Below are 22,886 nucleotides of genomic sequence, written 5' to 3' on the forward strand. Positions count from 1 at the left end.
TGTAAAGTAATAAGGTTGGCTTAAATAGTAGAGAATGATTAGTATTGGTAATCTACTCGATCCTTAGTATCCCCCCACTCAATAGTAAGGACATCAGAAGAACTGGCACTACCACAATTTTTCACAAAATCAGAGTCATTGACATAGACTGGCTGCCCTGACATCAATTTTCCTTTTACAGACCCTTTTACAAACAGATTCCCGTAGATTTTCAACTGACTTGCCTCCAGGTCACCGGCTACACACATTTTTGAATTTGTGCTTATGGTCAAATGCTTGGTGATAGAGGCACTCCCACCAACATATGTGAATGAGTTATTACTTAAAGTCAAATGGTCATCGACACTCATAATGCCAGCACTGTACAATTTTGATGAATCCATTCTCAGCTGACCTCCAAAGCTCGTGGCGTCTTTTGATTCTATGATGACATTCTTAGCGGAATTCATGTTCTTCATGATAGAAAAGGACCCGTCAGAATGAATTTTCATATTATCCATCTTGTTGTAATTGCCACTGAGAACTAACGAACCGGTGGTATAGATAAGCTTTCCACCTAATCCGTTTCCATTACCATCAAAGTCAGCAGAGCCTTCCACCAGCACTTGTTCACAACTACTATAAATCACAGATGCGCTCCTACACTCACTAGATACACCTTCTGGTTTTGGAATATCATCAAAGTCAGGGAGTTCATTCGATGTGGATGTCCCCCCTCCTGCATCATTTGAAATATCAATGCTATTAATAGGAATAACCATTTGTGCTTTAAGATTCGACTCTTCTTCATCCTTCATTCCCTTGCTCGTAAAATCAATGGTGATTTCAGATGAGTCTATTTCTGATGAGATGATGACATCATCGATCTTAAAAGCAGTTTCAGATTGGTCCATTTCAACTATTGATTTTTCACTATCTAAAGAGGATTGAATGGCCTGTTTCATAAGAGAAATTGTTTGTTGCAGGTAATAATCATTGGACCTTTTCACACCATTGTTAGAGTTGGTTTTAACCATGTAATCCACTTGGGTCATAACGGCTGATTGATTTGTCAAATAGGCATTTCTAATTGCCAGCCTATAATATGAAACCCCCATTTCGGCTAAAGCAACGGATTGATAATTCGTTTCGACTACTTTATTCTGTTTGACACTATTAAAGGATTGTCCCATGAAGGAGAGAGAAATAACCATGAATACTACAATCATTAGTAACACTGTTACCAACGCGTAACCTTTCTCATTTTTCATACTGGTCATTCGTTACTGTCTCCCTTCAATCTATAAAACACGGTCTCTACGACAAACTCATTACTTGTATCTTCTTTGTCCCTTATCGTAATCGTTAACGGAAGGTCGTCCTTATTGGGGTCTACCACACCTGTAAAATCCGTAGACATGCATAAATCCCCATGAACAAACTCTTCGTTATTCAAAAAACCATCCTGGGAAGTATAATCAACCGTTATCTTACAGTTTGTGCTTTTAAGTTCATAACTTTTGGAGGTTTGGTGAATTTTGGTCAGCTTCATCGTGAGGATATTCGATTCTTGTTGAATGATGTTTTGAGAGGATGCTTTCTTTGAGTAGTTAATTCCTTGAAAAAATACATTCCAAATAACCACAGAGACTACTGAAAGAATGGTTAAGGTTACTAGTAATTCAATCAATGTTAAACCTCGTTCATTGCGTATCAAACAACCATCCTCCTTAATCATCAATTGTTACGTAGCCGTAAGTTTCGCTTATGGTTTTACCGTCCTCGATAACCTCTATTTGAATGAGATGAGCCTTGGCAGGAGTTGAATTCAATTCTGAGCTCTTTTTTATTTTTATATGTACATCAAAGTCATTTGTCGTTTTTTTATAATAAAAATAGTTAGAATCCTCATGGTCATATCCGTCAGGAGGCGGGCTTAAATCTGGATCAAGTAAAAACTCAATCACTTCATTAGAATCTTTCCATTGGACAAGGTATTTCTTAGCTATATTCACACCTACCGCTTTATTCCCATTGTATTGATTCAACATCCCTATCTGTGGGAAGAAATTGAAAATAGTGAGCAGGACAATAGACAAAATCGCCATGGATAAAAGAACTTCAATGAGGGTTATTCCTTTTTCATTTTTTATCATTTTATTCTTTCCTCTCATGATCCCTAGTCGAACTAATCATATTTTCCTATATTTAAAGTATAGCATTTATTCTTTATGAATTTCTTACATTACCCCTTAAAAAATTCTATTTTTTGACATCAAAGGAATAAGGTCCACCATGTAAAATTACATTCTTTAAGGGTATCTAAATGGATAGAATCTTCCACTATTTTAAGGACAGAATTGCATCTCTTTAGAAAAAAACAGTCCGAAAACAAATGATCATAAATAACAAACCCTCAACCGTTGATACAGGTTGAGGATTTGTTATTAATAATTCATTACGCCCGACTCTACTGGAATACCAATCGAAAATGTTGTTTCTTCATCATTCGACTCACACTGAATATTTCCACCATGCTTCTCAATAAGCTTTTTACATATATAAAGTCCAATCCCTGTACCGAGATCCTTTGTAGTGAAAAATGGTTCGAAGATAACCTCAATGGTCTTCTCTTCAATTTTCGGACCATTATTGGTAATATCAATTTGAACTTTCTCATTATTTTCCCAACAGTTTATCGTAATCTCCCTTGGGCCCTTTATTTCTTGAAGAGCGTCAATGGAATTCATAATTAAGTTTAAGAATACTTGACGCAGTTCATCCTTATTCCCCTTCATGATGATATTATCATCACATTTACAATCAAAATGGATAGAAACATCCCCATCAACGAGGCTTGGATACAGGAATTCGATTAATTCCTTCAATTGAGTAGACAACTGGAACTCTTCTCTTTTGCTCTCAATGATTTCTTTTCGTGAAACATGGAGAAACTGCGATATTCTGTAGTTTAACTGCTCTAATTCGTGCTGCATAATATCTAAATATGGTAGATTGGGGTGATCATTATGTAGTAATTTCGTAAAGCCGATGACGGAGGTTAAAGGATTACGAAATTCATGTACAAAGCTTGAGCTCATTTGTCCAAGAATGGTTAATCGTTCCTTATGGGTCTGATCGATGTAAAGCACTTTGTCCTGCAATAATTTTTCTTTGATTTCTGTATATTCCCTTACGGCTAAATAGGAGAAACGGTCAAATAATGAATTGATCTTTTCAATTAAAGGATTTAACTCTTCAGACTCGATTCCAGAATTACTTACCCATTTGACAATTTCACTTCTCCCTATGTTCACGTTATAAATAAACTCACTTATATTGACATTCGCTTCCACTCTTTCTTGGGCAAGCTTACGTGCTAATTCCATAATTTCTTCTTCACTTAAAGGTGATTGGATAGTCCTTTTTACTAAGTAAAACATTTGTATGCCATTATTTAATACTTCTTCTTTATATAAATCGGCATCTGAAATAACAATTTTATTTCTCCAGTTTTGTAAAAACTCTGCTGAATTTTCCTCTAAAAACGTTGTGAGCATTTTTGAAGCATCAGTCATATTAGAGCATTCCCCTCGTCCCGTAATTTTCAAACTATTCTTTTATATCATCATACCAAAAAACGATGAGGTATTTTACTATGAAAATAAACTTTATCAAAAAACCCTCAACCATTTTCATGATTGAGGGTTCTATTATACTTCTTTGTTCTTCTTTGCTTTACCCTTTAATACATTACTTTCAAAATTCTCAGCACTGACAGGGTGTCCAATTGCATAACCCTGAACAACATCGCAATGACTCCTTTTAAGAAACTGAAATTCGTCTTGGTTTTCTACACCTTCAGCTGTGACCTTCAAGTGTAGATGCTTGGCCATTGAGATAATGCTCTTCACTATCGCTTTATTGTCTTCATGAGTGGTAATGCCTCGAATGAAGGAACGGTCGATTTTTAACGTATCTAATGGGTATCTTTTTAAATAACTTAAGGACGAATACCCTGTACCAAAGTCATCCATGGATATACTTACTCCGACATCCTTCAATGCCCGTAGTTTCGAAACCATTAATTCAGGATCACACATGGCAATACTTTCTGTGACTTCTAAATCAATATAAGCTGGATCTAATTTGGACTCCTGTACAATGGTGGCCACTTTTCTTACAAATGATTTATCTAATAGCTGTCTGATGGAAATATTCACTCCGATTTTCAAAGAAGGATACCCTGACATTTGCCAAAGGTAATTTTGTTCACAAGCGGTTTTCAATACCCATTCTCCAATAGGGAGAATAAGCCCTGTCTCCTCTGCAATTGGAATAAACTCAGCAGGTGAAACATCTCCAAGGGTCTTATTTTTCCAACGAAGGAGTGCTTCCATTCCCAAAATGTCTCCAGTATTTATCTTCATTAACGGTTGATAATGAAGATGAAACTCTTGATTATCAAGGGCACTTCTTAGTTCTTTCTCAATAATCATTTTTCGATAGAAATGGTGGTTCATTTCTTGTGTGAATAACTGAAAGCTATTCTTCTCTCTTTCCTTCACATAGTACATGGCTGTATCAGCATTTTTCATCAATGTTTTAGCATCATACCCATCTTCAGGATACACACTAATCCCTATGCTTGGTGTAATATAAAACTCTTGATCTCTTATAATGAATTCGCCATGAAATTGTTCGATGAGCAAATCAGCGATTTTGACTGCCTCTTCTTTATGACAATCCGGGAAGAGTAAGGTGAATTCGTCACCACCTAACCGGTAAACTTTTGAATCTGGTAACAGATTGGTAGATAGAAATGTTTCCAGACGTCTAGAAACTGCTATTAACAATAAATCTCCAAAATCATGTCCCAATGTATCGTTGATGTATTTAAATCGATCTAAATCAATCAGCATGATTGCAGCGCTGCCATCTCGTGTGGAAGTGTTTTTTAATACTTTTGTTAAATCCTCGTTGAAGAGTCTTCTGTTGGGTAACCCAGTTAAAACATCATGATTCGCTTGATGAATTAACTCAACCTCATGCTGCTTTCGTTCTGTAATATCTGTCGAAACCCCTAATAATAACGTAGATTCTTCTGTGGTGATTGGGATTTTTGAGGTTTGAAGCCACCTTACCTTGCCCTCATTATCCACGAATTCTTCCTCTGGAATTGAAATCCCCTTTAAGCCAGAAAGAATTTTTTGATCATTCATTAAGGTATTCTTTGCCATCTGTTTATCTGTTTGAACCTCTAAATCCGTTTTTCCTATCATTTCGTCTTTTTTCATGCCATATAGATCAGCATAAGAACGGTTTACAAGGGAATACCTTCCCTCACTATCTTTGGCATAGATGAAATTGGGGTTGAGATCGATGACTGTACGCAGGAATGTTCGTTGCTGGTCTAATTGATTATTCATATCCCTCACAATGCTAAGATGCATACGATTAGACAGAATTAATATTGAGATCGCAAAGACCAACACCGAAATCGCACTTGGCAGCAGTCTTGCTTCTGGGAACATATTCAATATCCCAATTCCATATCCGACTGCCGTCGACAGAATAAAATGGAATAAAAAAGAACGTAGTACACGATTATGTATTTTTATAGAAATAATAAAACTAACGATAATGCTCAAACCAAACAAAAGAACATTCGTATGAAAAACCCACGATAAACTCCCGTATACCGGAAAGTAAAAGGAAAAAAATTGATCTGTGTTAATCAACTTTAAGTCATGTATTCCATTATTACTCCATCCCACTAAATAGACGACGAAGCTCCATGTGTAAAAGAAGATGATACTTTTTCTGTTCATGATAAAGCGCCATTTACTTTTCCTGAAATCGAGAAATTCTTCTTGTACGATAATATATGCAACATAAAACAGTGTAGGTGTAACCATAATGGAACCTAAACGAAATAGCCTAAAAAAGAATTCAATCGTTTGCTCAGATAAAATCGTATAGGCAAAAAGGAAGGAGACATCAATTTGCCACAGGGAAGCTAATGTTAAAAAAAGAAATAACACTTTAGATAGTTTATTTTTCTTAAACATGAAAAGAAGAGAGATTCCAATACTTAGAGGGATAAGAGCAACTAAAAGTGAAAAAAGAAAAAAGATAAAAATCCCCCCCCTTATTTAGTTAGCAAGATACAAGCATTATTCCCACTATTACCATGGTTTGTAACACTCACAGCCTGCACTGGTTGATAGATTGTTTTATAAACGATAGGTAACTCCTCAAACCCTCTACCAGATGTTTTAATCGTAGGAGGAATAAAACCATATTCCATTGAAATGAGTGAAGAAATGATTTGAATAGCTCCCATAGCAGCGAATGAATGACCCATCATACCCTTTATAGATGTTATTGGAATAGAATGCTGAAATAATTCTTTATGTATAAATCCTTCAATTCGATCATTTGTATGAAGACCAAGTGCTTGACTATTTACATAGCAAGGTAGTGCTTCTCCCAACGTATCTTTATATAGAGAGAGCATTTCTTGTCCCGTTTCATCTGATTTCAAAATGGGTCTTCCTTCGTTTTTTGAAAGGACGTTTTGGATTCTCCCATACACGGATTTCCCTCTTTTAAGAGCATTCTCCTCCCTCTCCAGAACCAATACACCTGCTCCTTCTGAAAGAACAAAACCATGATGTTCATTGGAAAATGGCACTCCCGTTTGTTCTATGGATACGTTTGAAGTAATGGACCTTGTTTTGGAGAAGCCATTAATACTCCACTGCCCTAAAGGTGAATCCGTCCCGCCAACTATACATGCTTCCACTTGCCCAGACTCTAAAAGAAGCTTGGCCAAAAGGATGGTGTCTAAGCTTGCCGTACATCCTGTGGTAATCGTGAATGCTGGCCCCCTTAGCCCTATATGCTCTGCAACCGTTGCAGAAAGGGTATGAGTATCGACGAGTGAGACCCCTTGTACAGGATACTTTTTTAAGTTTAATGCAACCGTTGAATATTGTTCTATTTCGAGTATAGCGCCTGCTGATGTTCCCATGATGACAGCTACCTTATAAGGATCACATGATAAATTCGCCATTTCAACAGCATCATTTGCCGCCGCTAATGCTAATCTGGTCGATCGTGGATATCGTTTGTAATTCCTTTCTTTAATATGAAGAAAATCGTCTTCAATTAACCCGGCAATAACGCTAGACTCATTGGGACCTCTTCCTTCAAGAACGGATTGTGTACAAATCCCTTCTTCTAGAATTCTTTTAAAACTTTCTTTACTAAGGGCACCGGGGGCTTTAATCCCATATCCTGTAATCACGATGTTGTCCACTGAAATCATCCTTTAAATGAGCTAGAAATGTCTTTTACTATATTCCGTTATCAATATTTATTATATCGGATAAAAACAGACATATTTCAACATTTTTCGACAAAAGTTACTAGGAAGAGAGATTAGTTTTTCATTCTCTCCGATATTTTATAGCCATTGAGTCTTAGAGCATTGGCAACATATCGTTCACCTGAAAATATGGATAATAAAGGATTTAATACTAATGATTTCATTTATTGCTACCTACCTTATATATTCCATACCTTCTATTAAAGTTCCATATGCCTAATCAACCATTTCTTTTTGCAGGACTAATGAACTATAATATAAATACCTTCTAACAACCTTTTTTTCAACAAAAAATGGCTCTGTTTATCTAGTATGGTTTGAGTCTAGCACAAGCTAATTAATAGATTCCTTGGCAAAACTAATACAAAAACAACAATCTTTTAAAAAAACAAAAGAAGAAGCCTTAACCTGATTTAACAGATAAAAAGCTTCTCCTTTTTTAACGATACATTAATAATAAAAGTTATCATTATTATCTAGATCTTTTTCTATGAATCCAGGATCCATTGGAGGAAGGGACATTCCTCCTTCATTGCCTCCCCCCATACGGTTGGAATCGATTTTCACAGAAATGAGTGGCAGTGGAGCAAAATGATTCATGGTTGCTGCGGCTCGCTCCCGCTGACGGTTTAACACTTTTTCAGAACAATTTACTTCTAATGTGGACCCATTCTTAAACTGTACGTACGTTTTTCCTTGTTTACTTGAGACGGAATCAATATGTAGGTGAAATAGCCAGATGCAATCATAATGTGTTGGGGACATGGTAGGAATCGCATAGATGTAATCATGTGGACTAATCATTAGTGGTGTTTTTCTGTGATAATTCAATTCGTGTCGAACCGCTTTTATTCGTCCATCATACGATGATCGATTGATAAAACAAGCCTCTTCCAAAATCTTTATTCTCGATTTAGTACTAAAGAACTCCTTTCCTGATTGATCTAAAATCGTTGTTTGATACACTTCATGGTTTGCTGGAAAAATAGCCATAGTCCTTGGAGAAATGAGCTGTTCCATCCTCAATAAAAACACCTTCCCTTACTCAATTTAGTAAAGTCGAATATTGTCTGAATTATTGGAAATATAAGACTTTATAACTATTATATACCAATTTCAAATAATTTCCATTTATATTTGTAAATTTTTTCAGAAATTATTTCTGTTGCAGCCCTTCCTAAATGGAATACAGAACTCTAAATTTAAACAAACGTTTGTATAGCCATTAAAACTCCTAATTTTTCAGGAGTAGAGAGGTTAAACAAACGTTTGATTTAAACTGATAATAGGAGAGTGATCGGTATTTTTTGTATCTCAGGTACACTAGGATTATGTATTTAATGGAGGTGTTTAGGATGGAGGAAAAGAATTTAAAGCTGATATCAATAGAAAAAGCCATGAGAAGTGCAAAAGCCAATGTCGAACTTGAAGGGCTAACCGTTTCACCTGATATGGAGAGACTAGTTAAGATGAACTTAATAGGTGACATAACGGATGAAGAATTTAATAAAGAAGTATTGAGAATGATTAAAAATCGTAAAAATAAATTCCAGCCCCTTAAGAGGGGCTGGAATAGAATTATCCTACAAATGGTAAGGATTGATTCTCCTCTTTTTCCTTTATAAATGCTAGAGAAGCAATATTAAATTGATCAGCTTTTTCGATATTACATACATGGCCACATTGATCGAGGATGATCAATTCAGCACTGATATCTCCTTTTATATCCTTTTTTAATTCCTCTAAAAAAAGATGATCTTCCCGACCTGAAATATACAGCTTTGGTACAGCCTTGCTGTTTTCTTGTACAGATTCATAGGTTGCTTCTACTGTTCTAATTAAATCGAACCATAGTAGAAAATTGGTTCTCTTCATTTTCTGTGCTTCCTGGATAAATAGTTCCCTTGATTTCTTATGGTTTGCCTTTGGCATCATAATGTTTGCAAACAAACGATAAATCCACATATGGGGTGTTACTCCCTTGAAGAGTCCACCCATACTGAGTAGAATACTGGAGAGTGAGTTAAATCGAGTAACAGCACCACCCAGGACAGCGCTTTTGACTCGTTCTGGCTTTCTCTGAAGTAGGTGATGAAGAATAATGGACCCTAGAGAGATTCCAACAAAATGGGCTTGTTGAATATTTAACTTGTCCATGGTCTTCTCTATTTCATTCACTACGATATCGAAGCTGAACTTCTTGCCATAAGCATCTAAATTTGGTGACGCTCCATGCCCAGGTAGATGAATGGCTAATACATGATACTCTTTTTTGTATTCATCTATTTGTTTATAAAAAATGGATGAATTGCCTCCGATTCCATGAAGCAAAACAATGACTTCTTTTCCATCTCCAATATGATACTCATAATCCAGCATGTGTTTCTCCTAACAAAAATGAATTAATTATCTTGATTGATACGTTTCACCTTATCACATCAAAGTGATTCATTTGTCAGGAAAATATTTCTTACTTTTTAATTCCGCTGTTATTCTTTATAGTTGTTCAGCTTTTCCAAATCGATCTCATAGCAGCTAATAGCATTGGAATAGTCTCGTTTTCCTTTAGCATGAGTACTTTGTGCCAGCCACAGTCTATATTCAATAAATTGTTGTATTTCTTCTTTGGACATCTCTTTTTTGAGAGCCTGGTATAAGGAACTCCATCTTTGTGTATTCGTTCTGTTTGTGATTTGGTACCCATATGATTTTAATTTACTTTCTACACTCAGATTGGCAAAACGATCCTGTTTATCTTTATATGTATTGGAAGAAGCTGAAGTTAGCTCCACTTCACACTCAATACGTTGATTTTTGACCAATGCCCACTCATTAGGATAGTCTTTAGCCATTTTATAAAGCACGACATCAAATAACGATTCTGACTTATCTTTTGAATAGATCAATAGCAACACTAAATCTTTAAAGTTCAAATTGTTTTCAATGTATTCCCACTCATCTTCCACTCTTGATAATAGGTGATCGCTATTTCGATTTAAGTGAAGGTTATGATAGATTGACAAGAGCTCAAACATCAAGAAAGGAACATTCAAATCAATGAATTTCTCATTAAGTTGAAGATAGTTATCCTTTAAATAATTTTGAAGGTTTTTACGTATGGAAGAGTCAGTTAAGGTTCCAAGAATAGTCAATATCGTTTTAAAGGCATCTTCCATTTCATGAATATAATCCATCGAATCATTTACTAACATATTGCACAATTTCTTTACTTCTTTATATGTATTTTCAGGGTTTGACACGATGGTATGGTTCAAGTTTTCGGAATAGTAAGAAGCATATTCTACGAGATTCAGCTTTAATAAATATCTAACTAATCTTATATATGAATCCATTGAAGAAGCTTCCATGGTAGCTATTTTTCTGAATCCTTCAAGAAAATGATCGTCACCTGTTTGCAGCAAGAGCTGCATTGTTTCTTTTATACTTTCCGCTTTCAAATAATATTTTTTACGATCTTTTTCTTTCCTTAGAGATGTTTGCAATCGTTGATTTTCATTCTTTAATTCAGCGATTTCATTTTCATAATACCTCACTAAACTCTCTATACTATTCGTAATTCCTTGAATGAATTGTTCTTTTTGAATATGTACCATTTTAGCCACTCCAAGCTGGGATTAATTATAGGTAAGTGAAGCTTTCTTTATGTTTATCGGCTTCTTTATTCCTAATTTTATGGATGTAGAAGGATTGTTTTGATAGGAATCATACATAATGTGTGATTGATTAGGGAGTTTTTAGGCAATAAAAAAAACCTCATTTTAAGGTTTGCGGCTTTATTATGAAATTAGCGCGTATTCGGTAACTGGCAAGCATAGTCAGTTAGACCTTAGCCCCTAAGTTTTGCGTCACCATTTTTCAATGGGTTTGCCTTTATCGTACGCCTTGTTTTAATTCCTTTAGTTAAATATACGTCTACGTGGCTTTTGAAGAAATTTTATGTATAACCTGTTTTCCTCGCATTTAAAAAATTTAATTCCAACAAGTTTCAGCGGTGTCCAAATCTCTTTCATATAATAGACAGGCATTCTTTTCCTCCTTCCTATTAAATTTTTTCGTTAATTCTATAATATACTAAATAGACTGAAAATTGTACGCTTTATCGAACAATATTTATCGACAGCAGATTTGGACAAATTCCTTATACCATTTGAATCTCTATATATTCTATAAAATCGATTTGACTATTTTCACCCACCCAAAAAATGAAAGCCATAAAGGGATACTTAACAATGTCCCCCAGTACATACCCACTATGAAATTCCCTTCTTCTTTCATTAATTAAACACCTCAATTCAAACAATTCTCATTTAAATTTAAATCATTTCTAATATCCAATAACCATGAAGGATACAAATAAAGGTATAAGAAATCGCTGCTACTAAGGAGACACTAAGAAGAATTCGAGAGCTTTTTTTCGGAGTTTTAAGATAGAAAAGTAGAATGAAGAGCAACACAGAAAGCCCTGTTTTCACCAGCATAAATAAGAAGGGGCTCACATGGTAAAGGGAATTCATCAGAGGATTTGCTTCAGATATGAATGCAAAATGTAAGCCGTACATGGTTAGAATGACATCTACCAGATTTAGAATAGCAATGTAAAATAGGATAATTCTCATTTTTTTCTCCTGTTCGATTGAGATGGAAGAGAAATCTATTTTGATAGACACATTGTTCTTTTTTAAGAACGCTTAATGCTATTATATTCTGAATATTATATTAATTTCAATATATCTGTTCTCAAATAAGAACAGATTAATTCTATTCATTTTTAATTAAACGTTTGTTTAAGTTATTCACACCTGTGTCTATCTACCTTTCTGAGAGTTAATCAAACGTTTGTTTAAATTCCAAAAATGTTATGAATCTACCTGTTTCTTCTATTGAAACGGACAGTTTCTAATAGAGAAACAATCAGAATCTCATATAATCTACAGAGAAACTCACTTTTCTCTCTTTTGTTCCATAACATCTTTCTTTGTAAGGTAAACATACCTGGGAATACAAAGAAAGGCGCGCCGATCAGAAGGAAAATACAGTTGGAACCATTCGATCTAGTTCATAAGCAATACGAAAACAGATCTATAAGGTGATTCAATCTCTTCACATTTATAAGAACCAGCAGGAATTCTATCAAATCGGGTTAATCGCTCTTTGGGAAGCAAACAAAAAATATGACCCAACCAAAGGAGCCTTCCCTCCATATGCATACTCATATATTAAAGGGAGGATGTTAACAGAAATGACTAAATCAAACCAACATGAAGAAAGAAATATCTATATGAAGGAAGATTTTTGGGAGCTTATTGAAGAGGAGAAGCCAGCTTCCATACTTCCTAATGAGCTAGTACTCTCTTACTGCAAGGAATTAACTGAAAATCAGACCAAATGGGTCCTGTACACCTGCTTGCAGATGCTGACCATTTGTGAAATTGCTGAGGTGGAAAATGTGTCGGTATCTGCTGTGAAGAAGTGGCGGGCAGGGGCTAAAGAGAAGCTGAAAAGGTCCGGAATTCTTGAAATCGTTTAGAAGCAATTTTTCAAATAAGAGGTCCGTCCCTCAAATGGAACAACTCCCCCACTGAATGAATAGAATAGTAGGAGTTTGGTGAGGGGTGATGGATTTTGAAGCTTCCAACGATTTTATGTGGGCCGATTGTTCGCAGGGTTGAGCCTACACAAGCTATAATATGGATTGCATTAAGCAAGCCATTTCGGGTTAGTGGTGAGTTATTTAAGGTGAATCATAGTGATTCGGATGTTTACGAATATGAAAAGATAGATTGTGAGATAAAGACAAAAACGATGCGAGTCGGCAAATGTTTATATATAAGTTTGGTTAAATTGTCACCACAAGCAGGTACGTTCCCGACGAATCATTTGCTTGGATACAACGTGCTGTTTCTAGGTAAGCATAAAAATCTTGATCTTGGCAGTTTTGATTTACTCTCTTCTAGCAATCCCAATTCCATCGTTTATGGAGACTTATCTTACCCTACGTTTTATATGAATGAAGGAAATCAAACGAATATTCTACATGGCTCGTGCCGAAAGCTTCACGGAGAAGGGACAGATGTATTAGCTGAGGCGGATAAAACCATTGCTTCGACTTTTGACCATACAGATAGACCTTCTGCTCTTTATTTAACAGGAGATCAAATCTATGCCGATGACGTGTCAGACCCTATTTTCAAGGTCCTCACAAAATTTGGTAATGAGTTAATCGGTCAGCAAGAAGACCTAAGCAGCATTGAACCCCGATTAAAAAATAGTCCTTTTCAAGAAGGGATTCGACAGATCAATGGTAGACAATATATGTCGGACCAATTTTGTCAATTCACTTCTAGAAAAGCCGCGAACCATTTATTCGCCTTAGGTGAATATGCAACCATGTATATGTTGGCGTGGAGTCCTGCCCTGTGGGAAATCGCCCATAAGGAAGAGATGTTCCAAACCTTTGAAGAAGCAGTGGCTAAAAATGAAATTTATTTTGCCTTTAAAGAAAAGAATTCGAAGCAGCATAAGGCTGAATATAAACAGCTCCAAGCACGTTATCAAAAGCAATTAAAAGAGTTGGAAAAACTTGAGGAATCATTGAGTTCTGTCAGAAGAGTATTAGCCAACACTCCTACCTATATGATGTTTGATGACCACGATATTACCGACGATTGGAACCTGACACAGGACTGGAAGACGAATGTGTGGAATGCTCCTCTTGGAAGACATGTTGTTAGCAACGGTTTAACCTCCTATTGGCTTTTTCAAGGATGGGGAAATGCCCCCGATACCGTTGACCATTTTGGCACCACCATGCAAACCTATTTTGACTCCTTTGAACAAGGTTCTTCTTCCCATTCTCAACTAGTAAACCTGCTTTGGAGCTATGATTCCTGGCATTATACGACTCCTACTTATCCAACAGCCGTTTTTCTTGATACAAGAACCCAGCGCGATTATCCAAATGAGCCAAAGCCAATAAAAATTGGTATGAGAATAGATGAGGAAGTATACAGTCCGAATCTAATTAAAGAGGCGGAATGGAACCGTGTTTCAACCAAGCTGGTAGAATGCGGATGGAAAGAAGGCGAACCGTTAATCCTTGTCTCCCCCCCACCTCTTTATGGAATAGGGTTAATAGAGAACTTTTTACAAAACTACATGCTCCCGCTTCGGACATATGGACTACCTGTCCAAACGAACTTTGATTTAGAAGCATGGAAGTATAATGGGAAAGGTTTTAGTGAATTTCTTCATCGCGTATTATCATGGAACCCAAGTGATTGTATCATCTTATCGGGGGATGTTCATTCGGCAGCTTCTGTGAAATCGGATATTACCTTTCAAGACGGGCGTACCCTTACCCTTTATCAGTTTACGAGTAGTCCTATCAAGAATATGAGCTATTCAGGATTAAAGGGCATTGTGATGAAATTCATCATTCGATTGAATGAAAGAAAACGAATTCAGCGGACACTCTACCGCTACTGTAATGAGAACTTTGAATTAGTTCGTGAAGTAAGGGAAGGTAGCATTCCTTCTGACTATGAGTGGAAAGAAAGCATAGATTATCAACCTATGAATGATTTCTCAATTATTGAAACCCATAATAATCTTGGACTCTTATCTTATAGAAATACAGAAATTACAAATAGTCTGTTATCCGCTAAAAATAGTTCTAAGTTTGATTGAAGAAGGATGTCGAATACTCGACATCCTTTTCGTTATATCTATCATATATCCTACAACATGTCGTTTAATTAACCATCTTTTTCAGCTTCAACCCTTTAATAGAAGAAAAACATATAATATCCTCGTATTACTCAGATATCTATTTCCATTTCCCCACTCATATACTACTATTAAAAGTAACTAAAAAACATTTTGAAAATTCTATTTAATAAACAGGAGGTGTCATTATGAAAAAACTGATTTCACTCACGTATTTATTCGGGGTTGTGTTCATCTTAGCTAGTGCTCTGTATTTTTTCGCATCGAACTGGCAGGCTTTTTCTCGGTTAGAAAAAGTGGCGTTAAGTGCATGTGTCTTTTTACTGTTCTATGGAACAAGCTTCGTACTGGATCGAATTTTAAAAGGAGTTCACTTTCTTTCGAATTGGCTCCTGATTAGCGGGGTTATTTCCTTTGGCTTATCAGTGGCCTTACTTGGGCAGCTATACAATTCTCATGCCGACAGCTATTTATTGTTTCTCATTTGGTTTATTCCCAGTTTACTGTTGAGTTTGCACACCAGATACAGTGGGTTTTATGTATTGACTCATATCCTTTTCCACTTAACGATTTACTTTTATTTATTTCCTACATCACCTTTTACAGACTGGGTACTCTTTCATACGTTCATCGCGTTTGGAGTTGCCATCTTCAATTCGCTTTTATTCTTAATCGTTAAAAAGGGATATATTCATTCAAAGCCTTTACTTTATTTGAGTCTGCTTACGGCCAATATACTCTTTATTGTCACTACGTTTGGTAACGATTTTTCCTTTTTCTTTTCCCTGTTTTATCTATTGATCATCGGATTCGGTATCTTCCGCTTCTTTCAGGAAGAAACCTCCCTGTTTATTATCCTTTCTGTATTTGGAACAGGCTTTGTAATCATTAAAATGTTTACTATAATGGTTCAACATTTTTCGAATCTCTTTTTTGTGACCCTTTTACTTGCCGCGTTCTTGTTATTAGCAGGGAGTGTATTTCTTGTAAACTACTTACGCATTCATTCTTATCATAAATGGGTGAAGACCATCCTAATCGCAAGTGTCACATCTATTGCGTCAGTCTTTCTTGTGGCAGCGGTTTTCGGACTTCTGTCTCTGGCGATGATGGAAGTTTCAATGGTCACCTTGTTTATTTTTTCTACTATTTTACTCGTTATTCCAAGCACATTAACCAGCTGGCCATCTCCTGTGAAATATTCACTCACTTTGACTGGGGTTATCATCGCCATGGTTGCGAGTACCGTGGATAAATTTTCATTTGTGATGTTTTTCGTTTTGGCCTTTGTGTTCTATTTTGAAAAAAGAGCCAGTGTAAGAACGGTATTCTACATTCTCTTCCAATTGAATTTGGGTATCTTTTTGGGTGAGACAATGAACTTAAGCCTACATGTGATCCTTGTCCTTATGCTGGTTATCAATCTACTATGCTTTCTTGTTTTATATAGAAAGCATCTGGTGCAATTTGCTGCTTTTCTCATTGGGTTCCTTATCTTCTTTTCATTAACGACAATCAACCTGTCACTATCACTTCATCTAATGTATACGGCATTGTTCTTTATTGCTGCAACGGGTGGCGTTTATTATTTCAAAAAGCAGAACCAACCCTTTTATTGGGTCTCATCCCTTGTGTTTTGGTTTATGCTCATCGTTCAACTATATTACGACTTAGCTTGGAAGCTCGTTCATAAATCCATTCTTCTTTTGGTGCTAGGTACGCTCTTCCTCATGGTTGCAGTGTATTTTGACAAAAGAATTGGAATCGTTGAACAGTCTGTCTCCATTTTGAAAGGAAAACGAATGGGGATTCTTCTGATTCTATTCCTTCAGGTAGGATGGATTGGGTACCAGGTTTACTCAAACGAAACCCTTTTACAACATGGAAAAACGGTTACATTGAAGCTTGAACCTGTTGATCCGAGATCTCTTCTTCAAGGAGACTATGTTCAGCTGAATTATTCTATTTCACAAATCCCTGACACCTCTTTTGAAGGAAAAAAAGGGCCTATCACGATTGTGCTACGTGAAAATGATCAAGGTATACACGAGTATGCAGGAATTTATAAGTTAAACAAACAATGGAACACTTCATATGACGAGAAAACTGGTGATGTTCTTCTAAACGGTAAGGTAATTAGCTCTTGGGACAGCAACGCTCAGGTAACATATGGGATTGAACATTTCTTTATTCCAGAAGGAACAGGAATGGATGTTGAGGGGAAAGTGGATTTTGCCGTTGTGAAGGTTAGTGAGAGTGGAAATGGGATTATCTTTGAGTTGAAATAAAGAAAAAGCCTCAACCAAACCGGGTTGAGGTTGTTTTTTTCTACTAATCCACCAATTCAAAAGAATCAATAAACCTATACATATCTTTTTTACGAGCCTCGTAATCATCTTGTTTATTCTGTCGGAAACTGAATCTCAAATGTAAACCATCAGCTTTCTCAACAATCATATAATGAGAGATATCGAAATCTGTTTCTCTCCTCCGATACAAAACGAGATCATCGATTCCATCAATCTCTTCAACTGAAACACTCTCCCCGTACTCTTTCATTCGCTCTTTTTCAGATTGAAGATCTTCTTTAGGGATACATTGAACACTTACATCCTCACTAACACCTGCATGTAAAGGGCGATACTTGTGCTGATAAAAGGTGTCTCCCACTAATTCCATTGCTGATGGCAATGTAGCCGTATAGGATTCCTCTGTTTGTGAACAAGCATATTCAATGTCAATCGGCTTAGGATCTTCTTCTGTCTTCTCAATATAAAAAGAGCCAAGCATAGCGAATACCTCTGCTTCCGTTTCTTTAGAATAATCTTCTTAAGGAATTACAGCTGAAGCTGTATAGAGTTTATGATTGATCGCCTTTATTAGGGAGTAAGAATGTGCTGTTCCATTCTCCTGTTCAAATTCTCCTTTATAAAACAGGTCAAAATTACATAGTTCAGGATATGACGATAGATCTTGTGCCTTAAGATTGTTTATTCTAATAGCCAGACGAATTTCTCCCGGCCCATCATAAATATCAAGATGTTCCTCTCCTACACTTTCCTCAATAGTGATTCTAATTTCAGGATGATCACTCTTCATTTTGTCATCAATCGTTATGTATTTAGGTGAATAGGTCTTGCCATTCTTTTGAACGTTCCCGTTTCTTTCACCTGAAGTGTATTCGTAGTGATCAGTCAGCATCTTCATATGTCCGCCAAATACAGGATAAACGGTTTTGGCTTCTAAATCATTTGTTTCATTTTCAGTTTTTACTGTCAGCGTTGGCGAGTCTTCTGAAGAAGGTGGACAAGTCTTTTCCTTGTTTTCTTTTTCAACTTCTTGACTCGATGCAGTCGTTTGTTCGTCTGAGTTAACGGAGCATCCGGTTAATAAAACCATCATGATTAAAAATACATGCCATTTTGATACGATTTTCATTGCAATCTCCTTTACTTGTTAGTCTTTGATGAGGTGGAAATAGATCTCTCCACAATAAAATACGTTAAAGCTTTGTACAGCTAAAACGTTTCAAAAACATTACAATATTAACATAAATATTACATAAAATTATTATATTGGAATAATTTTATATTACCTGAAAGTAAAGGAGAGCATAACATAACAGGTGGTTAGGGTGATTCCATTATTATTTCGCTATTTTTCGCACATTTATTTAATCTTCACAGGAAGGACTTTGTTCACGTAATGGGGGATTGAAAGGTTTTCTAATTTCATTTTATGATAAGTTATTTTTCCCTTTAATTTTTCTTTGATTTGACAATCCAAACATCCTTCAAGTAATACCTGATGATAGTGGATTCTTATCAAGTGCCATTTATATTTTAATTCTGGTAGTAGCCCCTTATTCATTTTCATAATAATCCTCCTCTATTTTGATAAGTCGCTATTTCAATAATTTTGCCCTTATCATACGAATTATGAAAAGTTAGTAGTGTAATGAGCACTTAAACCTAAGTGGAGAATGAATCTATTTTACTACTTTTTGAATAATACCATAAATGATTATTTAATAAACGGAATATTACTAAAAGAATAAATTATAACCATAGGTACAGTATTTTCATTTTGTTTCTCCTCTTTTCCCTAAAAGAACGTTGGGAAAACTTCTTAGGCTGATTAACTTATAGGGATGAATATTCTAAATTTTATCTATAAGAATATTGTGTTTGGGGATAATGACCGGGTTGTTGTAAAGAGTAGTGAATTGGTAAGGAGATGATTTATGGATGCTTGAGACAGGTCAATTACAACCGACCGTGTTGTGATATTGGTAGGAATCGAAAGATTGTACATAAACGATTTAAGACATCTACATACGCGATATTTCTAGTATTAAACTCTTTCAAGGTTGACCCTTTAGCTTTCGTAAAAAAGTTCAATAATTCACCATGTACCTTTTTCTCAAGAAACTTATCCCACAGATCATCTTCATGAGTTTTACTAGTTACATAGGTTTCAGCTGTAAGGAGCGTGCCTTTATTCGTCTCTTCTAAAAAAGAAAGCCAACTATAATCTACAAATGAAAACGGCTTAAAACCTTCTTCTTTATAAGTTTTCATTCGTGTAGATAAATGACGGGCATAGCTACCAGAGATTAACCCTTGATCGATTGCTGTAAAATAATCAATAGCCCATCGTTCATCAGAGTGAGGAAACTTAATGATAAAATCCGGAATAAACGAGAGCTTCTTTTTGTAATGAAATCCTCTTTCAATCTCGACATCGTAATGCTTCAGTTCACCTTCTAATATCTCTCGAAAAATGGTAAGATGAATATCTTTTTTAGACTTATCCTCAAGCTTAGAAACATACCTATCATAAGTCCTCGTGTTTTCGGGGGAAGAACATTCACTTTCATCATTATGGCGAAAATAAAAGGGGCTTCCTTCCTCTATAGTTAAATTCATGTTTACTGGTTTGTTGCAGCATAAACAGGTAAACGCACTCTTCTTTGAAAAAACACGATAATTTTCTTCAAACCAGCGCTTAACTTCAGATCGTGTTAATTTTTGTTGCTCTAGCACTCTTCTTTTCAGTTCAATGTTAAAGACGGAATTATGTAGGTAGGCTGAGTCCAAGTAATATCCATCCCTTCTAATTCATTAGTTTCTTAGATTATCATACCGTTATGTAAAATAATGTAAATTTGAGATTTTCTAAGAGTTATAGATGCTCTAATTGATTAAAAAGGTGTTAGTAGGAGGAACCGTAAATGGGGATTGCAATTCTATTTAGAAAGAATTTTTTTCAGGGAAGTATGGGGACGGTTCTGCTGCTATGTACACGCCCTTTTTAAAGTTTATGTAAATAATGTCATTTTATAGTAATATAGATATAGTGCTAATATAATACTTAAAAATGATTAGGGAGTTGTTCCACATGTTTTTACAAGAGTTAAATACAGAAGAAAAAGTTGCTTTTTTAGAATTAGCCCATTTAGTTGCAAATTCCAATGGGATTATTGATGAAAAAGAACAAAAAATGCTAGATACATATGATTATGAAATGGGATTAGATCTTAAAATGCAAGATCTCAACGATTTATCAATAAGTGAAATTGTACCAGTGTTTAGATCTACTAGAGTAAAGAGAATCGTATTTTTAGAAGCGCTTGCTGTTGCCTTTGCTGATGGAATATACCATGAAGAACAAAAGAGCCTGATTCAAGAATTAAAGGTATCATTCGAAATTAGTGATGAAGAATATGAATCATTTAAGGGATGGATTATTAAAGTTAATTCACTTTATGTACAAGCAGATGAGCTAGTTGGAGCTTAACCCTTTCCCTTGCAATTCATGCGGATTATGTTGTCAAAACATAGGACATATAGAAGAGCTAAAGTCCTACGATCTTGGGAATGGCACTTGCAAATACCTCATTGACCAAAAGTGCTCTATTTATGAAAGTAGACCTCTAATATGCAGAATCGAAGAGATGTATGAAAAAGTGTTTTTCAAACAATTCACTAAAGAAGAGTATTACCTTGCGAATTTGAAAGCTTGTAAAAAGCTACAAGTTGAATATAGTCTCAGTGAAAAAGATCAAATTGATCTAACCAAGTACTGGGGGGAATTTCCTTGAAAAAAAATAAAAAAGAAAAAGAGGATAAAATAAACTCTGTTTCTAATTCTGGATTAGGGGCTGCAGCAACTGAAGTAGTCTACCGCTACGGCAGTGCAGCTACAGAATATATTCTAGGCTATCAGGGTGATGTCCGACCTGATGGACAAGCCGTCAAAGGTCTTAAAGATATCGCCAAGAGTAGAGTCACAAGCTATGCGAATAAGAAGCAACAAGCTGGTTTTGCTGGTGAGGTTCTTCACGAGAGCAGAACAAACGCTGAAAATATTATCAAAAAAAATTCTAATAGAATTCGTAGAACTGATTCTTTAGGAGATACGAATCACCAACAGTTTGATCATGTCAAAACGGATTTGAATGGCAATCCAATTATTAATCAACATGGTCATTATACCGGTACTTCTCAAATGAAATTACGTGGTCATTACGACCTGGATGAATATATTAAGCTTAAGAAAAAAATCGATCCTTATTGGAAGCCACCCAAAGATCTAACACAAGATAAGCTTGTGAAAATTAGTGCTGAAGGTAATGTTAAGCAATTATTCAATAAAGATTATTCTAAATATAAAAACGTAGAGCTCTTGCATATCCCTGCTGAGCAATACGAATATGCAAAAGGATTCTTAAAAGAACAACAAATAAATCTAAAGCATCAAATTAAAGTCCTTGAAAAAAAGGGAGACACTCAAACACTTTTAGCTAAAAAAGAGGAATTAGAGAGAATTAATTCTGTAGATAGGCGTATACGTAAAAGCGTGAGTAGTAAGGACTCAATGAATGCCCGTTTAAGACCAAAGCTTCAAACCGCTAAAGAAATGCATTCAGTTTCCCATCGTGCAGGAGTAGAACAAGCCAAAACAGGAGCTATTATTGGCGGTGCTATTTCTATATCAAAGAATATTGTTGAAATTATTAGGACAGAAGAAAAAGATTATCAAAAAGTAAGTGTTAGCGTGATAAAAGATACGGCTGGTGCCGCTGCATTAAGTTACGTAAGTGGGTATTCCGGTGCAGCCATTAAGGCTCTAATGGCGAGAAGCGGGAAAGAAGTATTTAAGAACTTATCCAAATCAAACCTCCCCGCTATGATTGCAACATCTTCTTTTGAAGTGGGTAAATCAATTAAACGCTATTTGACTGAAGAAGACTTTGATGAATTACAACTCATTGAGGAGCTTGGGGAAAAAGGTACTGGGATGATGGCCGCTAGTATGGGAGCTGCTATTGGGACGGCTATCACTCCTGGTATCGGGACGGTTGTGGGAGGAATGGTCGGATACATGACAAGTACCACAATCTATCAATCTGCCATAGACCTCCTGATGGAAGGTCGCTTATCAGAAAAAAATCGAATGGTTGTTGAACAACTATCTAAGGAAGCCATTCAGTCCATTCAAGAGCAGCGACTGGAATTAAGTAATTTAATTGAAAAACATTTCACTGAGCGTCAGGAAGTGTTCAACCGCTGTTTCTCATCCATCCAAGATTCCCTAATTAAAGGGGAACATGTGCAATTCTCAGAGAATATTATTGAGCTAGCTACAACGTTCGGTATAGAATTACACTTTACTCATTTTAATGAGTTTGATGCATTTATGTCAGAAGATACCTCATTGTTTAAATTTTAAAAAATACTCAAAATGAACTAATAGGGAGATGAAG

Annotated in this window: 21 protein-coding genes and 1 riboswitch; of the genes, 7 read left to right on the top strand and 14 right to left on the bottom strand. The window is 35.8% G+C overall.

All coding sequences use genetic code 11. The annotated features are described in order from the left end of the window. Positions 1–38 precede the first annotated feature (38 nt). The 7 genes from IQI_RS13205 to IQI_RS13235 form a co-directional block, all read right to left on the bottom strand. Positions 39–1,259 carry a hypothetical protein gene (locus tag IQI_RS13205; protein WP_064093111.1) on the bottom strand — a complete coding sequence of 407 codons (1,221 nt, stop codon included), beginning with the start codon at positions 1,257–1,259 and terminating at the stop codon, positions 39–41. Continuing rightward, on the bottom strand, positions 1,256–1,696 hold the full coding sequence (locus tag IQI_RS13210; protein WP_064093112.1) for a type II secretion system protein: 441 nt from the start codon (positions 1,694–1,696) through the stop codon (positions 1,256–1,258). The genes IQI_RS13205 and IQI_RS13210 overlap by 4 nt, the downstream gene beginning before the upstream one ends. Positions 1,697–1,709: 13 nt before the next feature. Further along, a complete protein-coding gene (locus IQI_RS13215; RefSeq protein WP_064093113.1) occupies positions 1,710–2,135 on the bottom strand; it encodes a type IV pilus modification PilV family protein in 426 nt (141 codons plus the stop codon). A 291-nt stretch (positions 2,136–2,426) separates the two neighbouring features. After that, on the bottom strand, positions 2,427–3,557 hold the full coding sequence (locus IQI_RS13220) for a sensor histidine kinase (protein ID WP_064093114.1): 1,131 nt from the start codon (positions 3,555–3,557) through the stop codon (positions 2,427–2,429). Positions 3,558–3,692: 135 nt separating this feature from the next. Then, positions 3,693–6,050 (bottom strand): putative bifunctional diguanylate cyclase/phosphodiesterase, encoded by a 2,358-nt coding sequence (locus IQI_RS13225; protein WP_064093115.1) that lies wholly within the window; start codon positions 6,048–6,050, stop codon positions 3,693–3,695. Positions 6,051–6,130: 80 nt separating this feature from the next. After that, positions 6,131–7,303 carry a beta-ketoacyl synthase N-terminal-like domain-containing protein gene (locus tag IQI_RS13230; RefSeq protein ID WP_197489750.1) on the bottom strand — a complete coding sequence of 391 codons (1,173 nt, stop codon included), beginning with the start codon at positions 7,301–7,303 and terminating at the stop codon, positions 6,131–6,133. A gap of 519 nt (positions 7,304–7,822) precedes the next feature. Beyond that, on the bottom strand, positions 7,823–8,392 hold the full coding sequence (locus IQI_RS13235) for a competence protein ComK (RefSeq protein ID WP_064093117.1): 570 nt from the start codon (positions 8,390–8,392) through the stop codon (positions 7,823–7,825). A 335-nt stretch (positions 8,393–8,727) separates the two neighbouring features. On the opposite strand from IQI_RS13235, the gene IQI_RS13240 reads away from it, so the two are divergent. Beyond that, the gene (locus IQI_RS13240; protein WP_064093118.1) at positions 8,728–8,997 is read left to right on the top strand and encodes an antitoxin VbhA family protein; all 270 of its coding nucleotides are present in this window, start codon (positions 8,728–8,730) and stop codon (positions 8,995–8,997) included. Here the strand turns inward: IQI_RS13240 and IQI_RS13245 are convergent. The 3 genes from IQI_RS13245 to IQI_RS13255 form a co-directional block, all read right to left on the bottom strand. Next, positions 8,951–9,751: an alpha/beta fold hydrolase gene (locus IQI_RS13245; RefSeq protein ID WP_064093119.1), complete on the bottom strand. Its 801-nt coding sequence runs from the start codon at positions 9,749–9,751 to the stop codon at positions 8,951–8,953. The genes IQI_RS13240 and IQI_RS13245 overlap by 47 nt on opposite strands. A 110-nt stretch (positions 9,752–9,861) precedes the next feature. Then, positions 9,862–10,986 (bottom strand): hypothetical protein, encoded by a 1,125-nt coding sequence (locus IQI_RS13250; RefSeq protein WP_064093120.1) that lies wholly within the window; start codon positions 10,984–10,986, stop codon positions 9,862–9,864. A gap of 201 nt (positions 10,987–11,187) precedes the next feature. Next, positions 11,188–11,272: riboswitch (cyclic di-GMP riboswitch) on the bottom strand. Between the two features lie 434 nt (positions 11,273–11,706). Next, on the bottom strand, positions 11,707–12,009 hold the full coding sequence (locus IQI_RS13255) for a DUF5658 family protein (RefSeq protein ID WP_064093121.1): 303 nt from the start codon (positions 12,007–12,009) through the stop codon (positions 11,707–11,709). 470 nt (positions 12,010–12,479) lie between these two features. On the opposite strand from IQI_RS13255, the gene IQI_RS13260 reads away from it, so the two are divergent. The 3 genes from IQI_RS13260 (at position 12,480) to IQI_RS13270 (ending at position 17,406) form a co-directional block, all read left to right on the top strand. Continuing rightward, complete coding sequence (locus tag IQI_RS13260) at positions 12,480–12,920, top strand: sigma-70 family RNA polymerase sigma factor (protein ID WP_328585741.1); 441 nt, start codon at positions 12,480–12,482, stop codon at positions 12,918–12,920. A 95-nt stretch (positions 12,921–13,015) separates the two neighbouring features. Continuing rightward, complete coding sequence (locus IQI_RS13265) at positions 13,016–15,079, top strand: metallophosphoesterase family protein (RefSeq protein WP_064093123.1); 2,064 nt, start codon at positions 13,016–13,018, stop codon at positions 15,077–15,079. 227 nt (positions 15,080–15,306) lie between these two features. Next, positions 15,307–17,406, top strand: a complete 2,100-nt coding sequence (locus IQI_RS13270) for a GDYXXLXY domain-containing protein (RefSeq protein ID WP_064093124.1) — start codon at positions 15,307–15,309, stop codon at positions 17,404–17,406. A 43-nt stretch (positions 17,407–17,449) separates the two neighbouring features. Here the strand turns inward: IQI_RS13270 and IQI_RS13275 are convergent, their stop codons facing one another. The 4 genes from IQI_RS13275 to IQI_RS13290 form a co-directional block, all read right to left on the bottom strand. Further along, positions 17,450–17,908, bottom strand: a complete 459-nt coding sequence (locus IQI_RS13275; RefSeq protein WP_064093125.1) for a hypothetical protein — start codon at positions 17,906–17,908, stop codon at positions 17,450–17,452. Positions 17,909–17,947: 39 nt separating this feature from the next. After that, the gene (locus IQI_RS13280) at positions 17,948–18,556 is read right to left on the bottom strand and encodes a hypothetical protein (RefSeq protein ID WP_064093126.1); all 609 of its coding nucleotides are present in this window, start codon (positions 18,554–18,556) and stop codon (positions 17,948–17,950) included. Positions 18,557–18,787: 231 nt separating this feature from the next. Then, positions 18,788–18,994: a hypothetical protein gene (locus IQI_RS13285; RefSeq protein WP_064093127.1), complete on the bottom strand. Its 207-nt coding sequence runs from the start codon at positions 18,992–18,994 to the stop codon at positions 18,788–18,790. A gap of 389 nt (positions 18,995–19,383) precedes the next feature. Next, positions 19,384–20,217: a hypothetical protein gene (locus IQI_RS13290; RefSeq protein ID WP_064093128.1), complete on the bottom strand. Its 834-nt coding sequence runs from the start codon at positions 20,215–20,217 to the stop codon at positions 19,384–19,386. A gap of 301 nt (positions 20,218–20,518) precedes the next feature. Between IQI_RS13290 and IQI_RS13295 the strand changes: the two genes are divergently transcribed. Genes IQI_RS13295 through IQI_RS13305 form a run of 3 tightly spaced genes read left to right on the top strand, consistent with a single transcriptional unit; the run spans position 20,519 to position 22,852 of the window. Next, positions 20,519–20,917, top strand: coding sequence for a hypothetical protein (locus tag IQI_RS13295; RefSeq protein WP_064093129.1), 399 nt, complete (start codon positions 20,519–20,521; stop codon positions 20,915–20,917). Next, on the top strand, positions 20,907–21,221 hold the full coding sequence (locus IQI_RS21335; protein WP_064093130.1) for a YkgJ family cysteine cluster protein: 315 nt from the start codon (positions 20,907–20,909) through the stop codon (positions 21,219–21,221). The genes IQI_RS13295 and IQI_RS21335 overlap by 11 nt, the downstream gene beginning before the upstream one ends. After that, a complete protein-coding gene (locus IQI_RS13305; RefSeq protein ID WP_064093131.1) occupies positions 21,218–22,852 on the top strand; it encodes a hypothetical protein in 1,635 nt (544 codons plus the stop codon). The genes IQI_RS21335 and IQI_RS13305 overlap by 4 nt, the downstream gene beginning before the upstream one ends. Positions 22,853–22,886 lie beyond the last annotated feature (34 nt).

Source organism: Rossellomorea aquimaris TF-12 (genome assembly GCF_001648555.1).
Classification (GTDB): Bacteria; Bacillota; Bacilli; order Bacillales; family Bacillaceae_B; genus Rossellomorea; species Rossellomorea aquimaris.

Bases quoted from the DNA above. Each gene is read 5' to 3' on its own strand.
- IQI_RS13205 (WP_064093111.1), bottom strand. From the start codon at position 1,259: ATGACCAGTATGAAAAATGAGAAAGGTTACGCGTTGGTAACAGTGTTA.
- IQI_RS13215 (WP_064093113.1), bottom strand. From the start codon at position 2,135: ATGATAAAAAATGAAAAAGGAATAACCCTCATTGAAGTTCTTTTATCC.
- IQI_RS13220 (WP_064093114.1), bottom strand. From the start codon at position 3,557: ATGACTGATGCTTCAAAAATGCTCACAACGTTTTTAGAGGAAAATTCA.
- IQI_RS13225 (WP_064093115.1), bottom strand. From the start codon at position 6,050: ATGTTTAAGAAAAATAAACTATCTAAAGTGTTATTTCTTTTTTTAACA.
- IQI_RS13235 (WP_064093117.1), bottom strand. From the start codon at position 8,392: ATGGAACAGCTCATTTCTCCAAGGACTATGGCTATTTTTCCAGCAAAC.
- IQI_RS13240 (WP_064093118.1), top strand. From the start codon at position 8,728: ATGGAGGAAAAGAATTTAAAGCTGATATCAATAGAAAAAGCCATGAGA.
- IQI_RS13245 (WP_064093119.1), bottom strand. From the start codon at position 9,751: ATGCTGGATTATGAGTATCATATTGGAGATGGAAAAGAAGTCATTGTT.
- IQI_RS13250 (WP_064093120.1), bottom strand. From the start codon at position 10,986: ATGGTACATATTCAAAAAGAACAATTCATTCAAGGAATTACGAATAGT.
- IQI_RS13255 (WP_064093121.1), bottom strand. From the start codon at position 12,009: ATGAGAATTATCCTATTTTACATTGCTATTCTAAATCTGGTAGATGTC.
- IQI_RS13270 (WP_064093124.1), top strand. From the start codon at position 15,307: ATGAAAAAACTGATTTCACTCACGTATTTATTCGGGGTTGTGTTCATC.
- IQI_RS13275 (WP_064093125.1), bottom strand. From the start codon at position 17,908: ATGCTTGGCTCTTTTTATATTGAGAAGACAGAAGAAGATCCTAAGCCG.
- IQI_RS13280 (WP_064093126.1), bottom strand. From the start codon at position 18,556: ATGAAAATCGTATCAAAATGGCATGTATTTTTAATCATGATGGTTTTA.
- IQI_RS13285 (WP_064093127.1), bottom strand. From the start codon at position 18,994: ATGAAAATGAATAAGGGGCTACTACCAGAATTAAAATATAAATGGCAC.
- IQI_RS13295 (WP_064093129.1), top strand. From the start codon at position 20,519: ATGTTTTTACAAGAGTTAAATACAGAAGAAAAAGTTGCTTTTTTAGAA.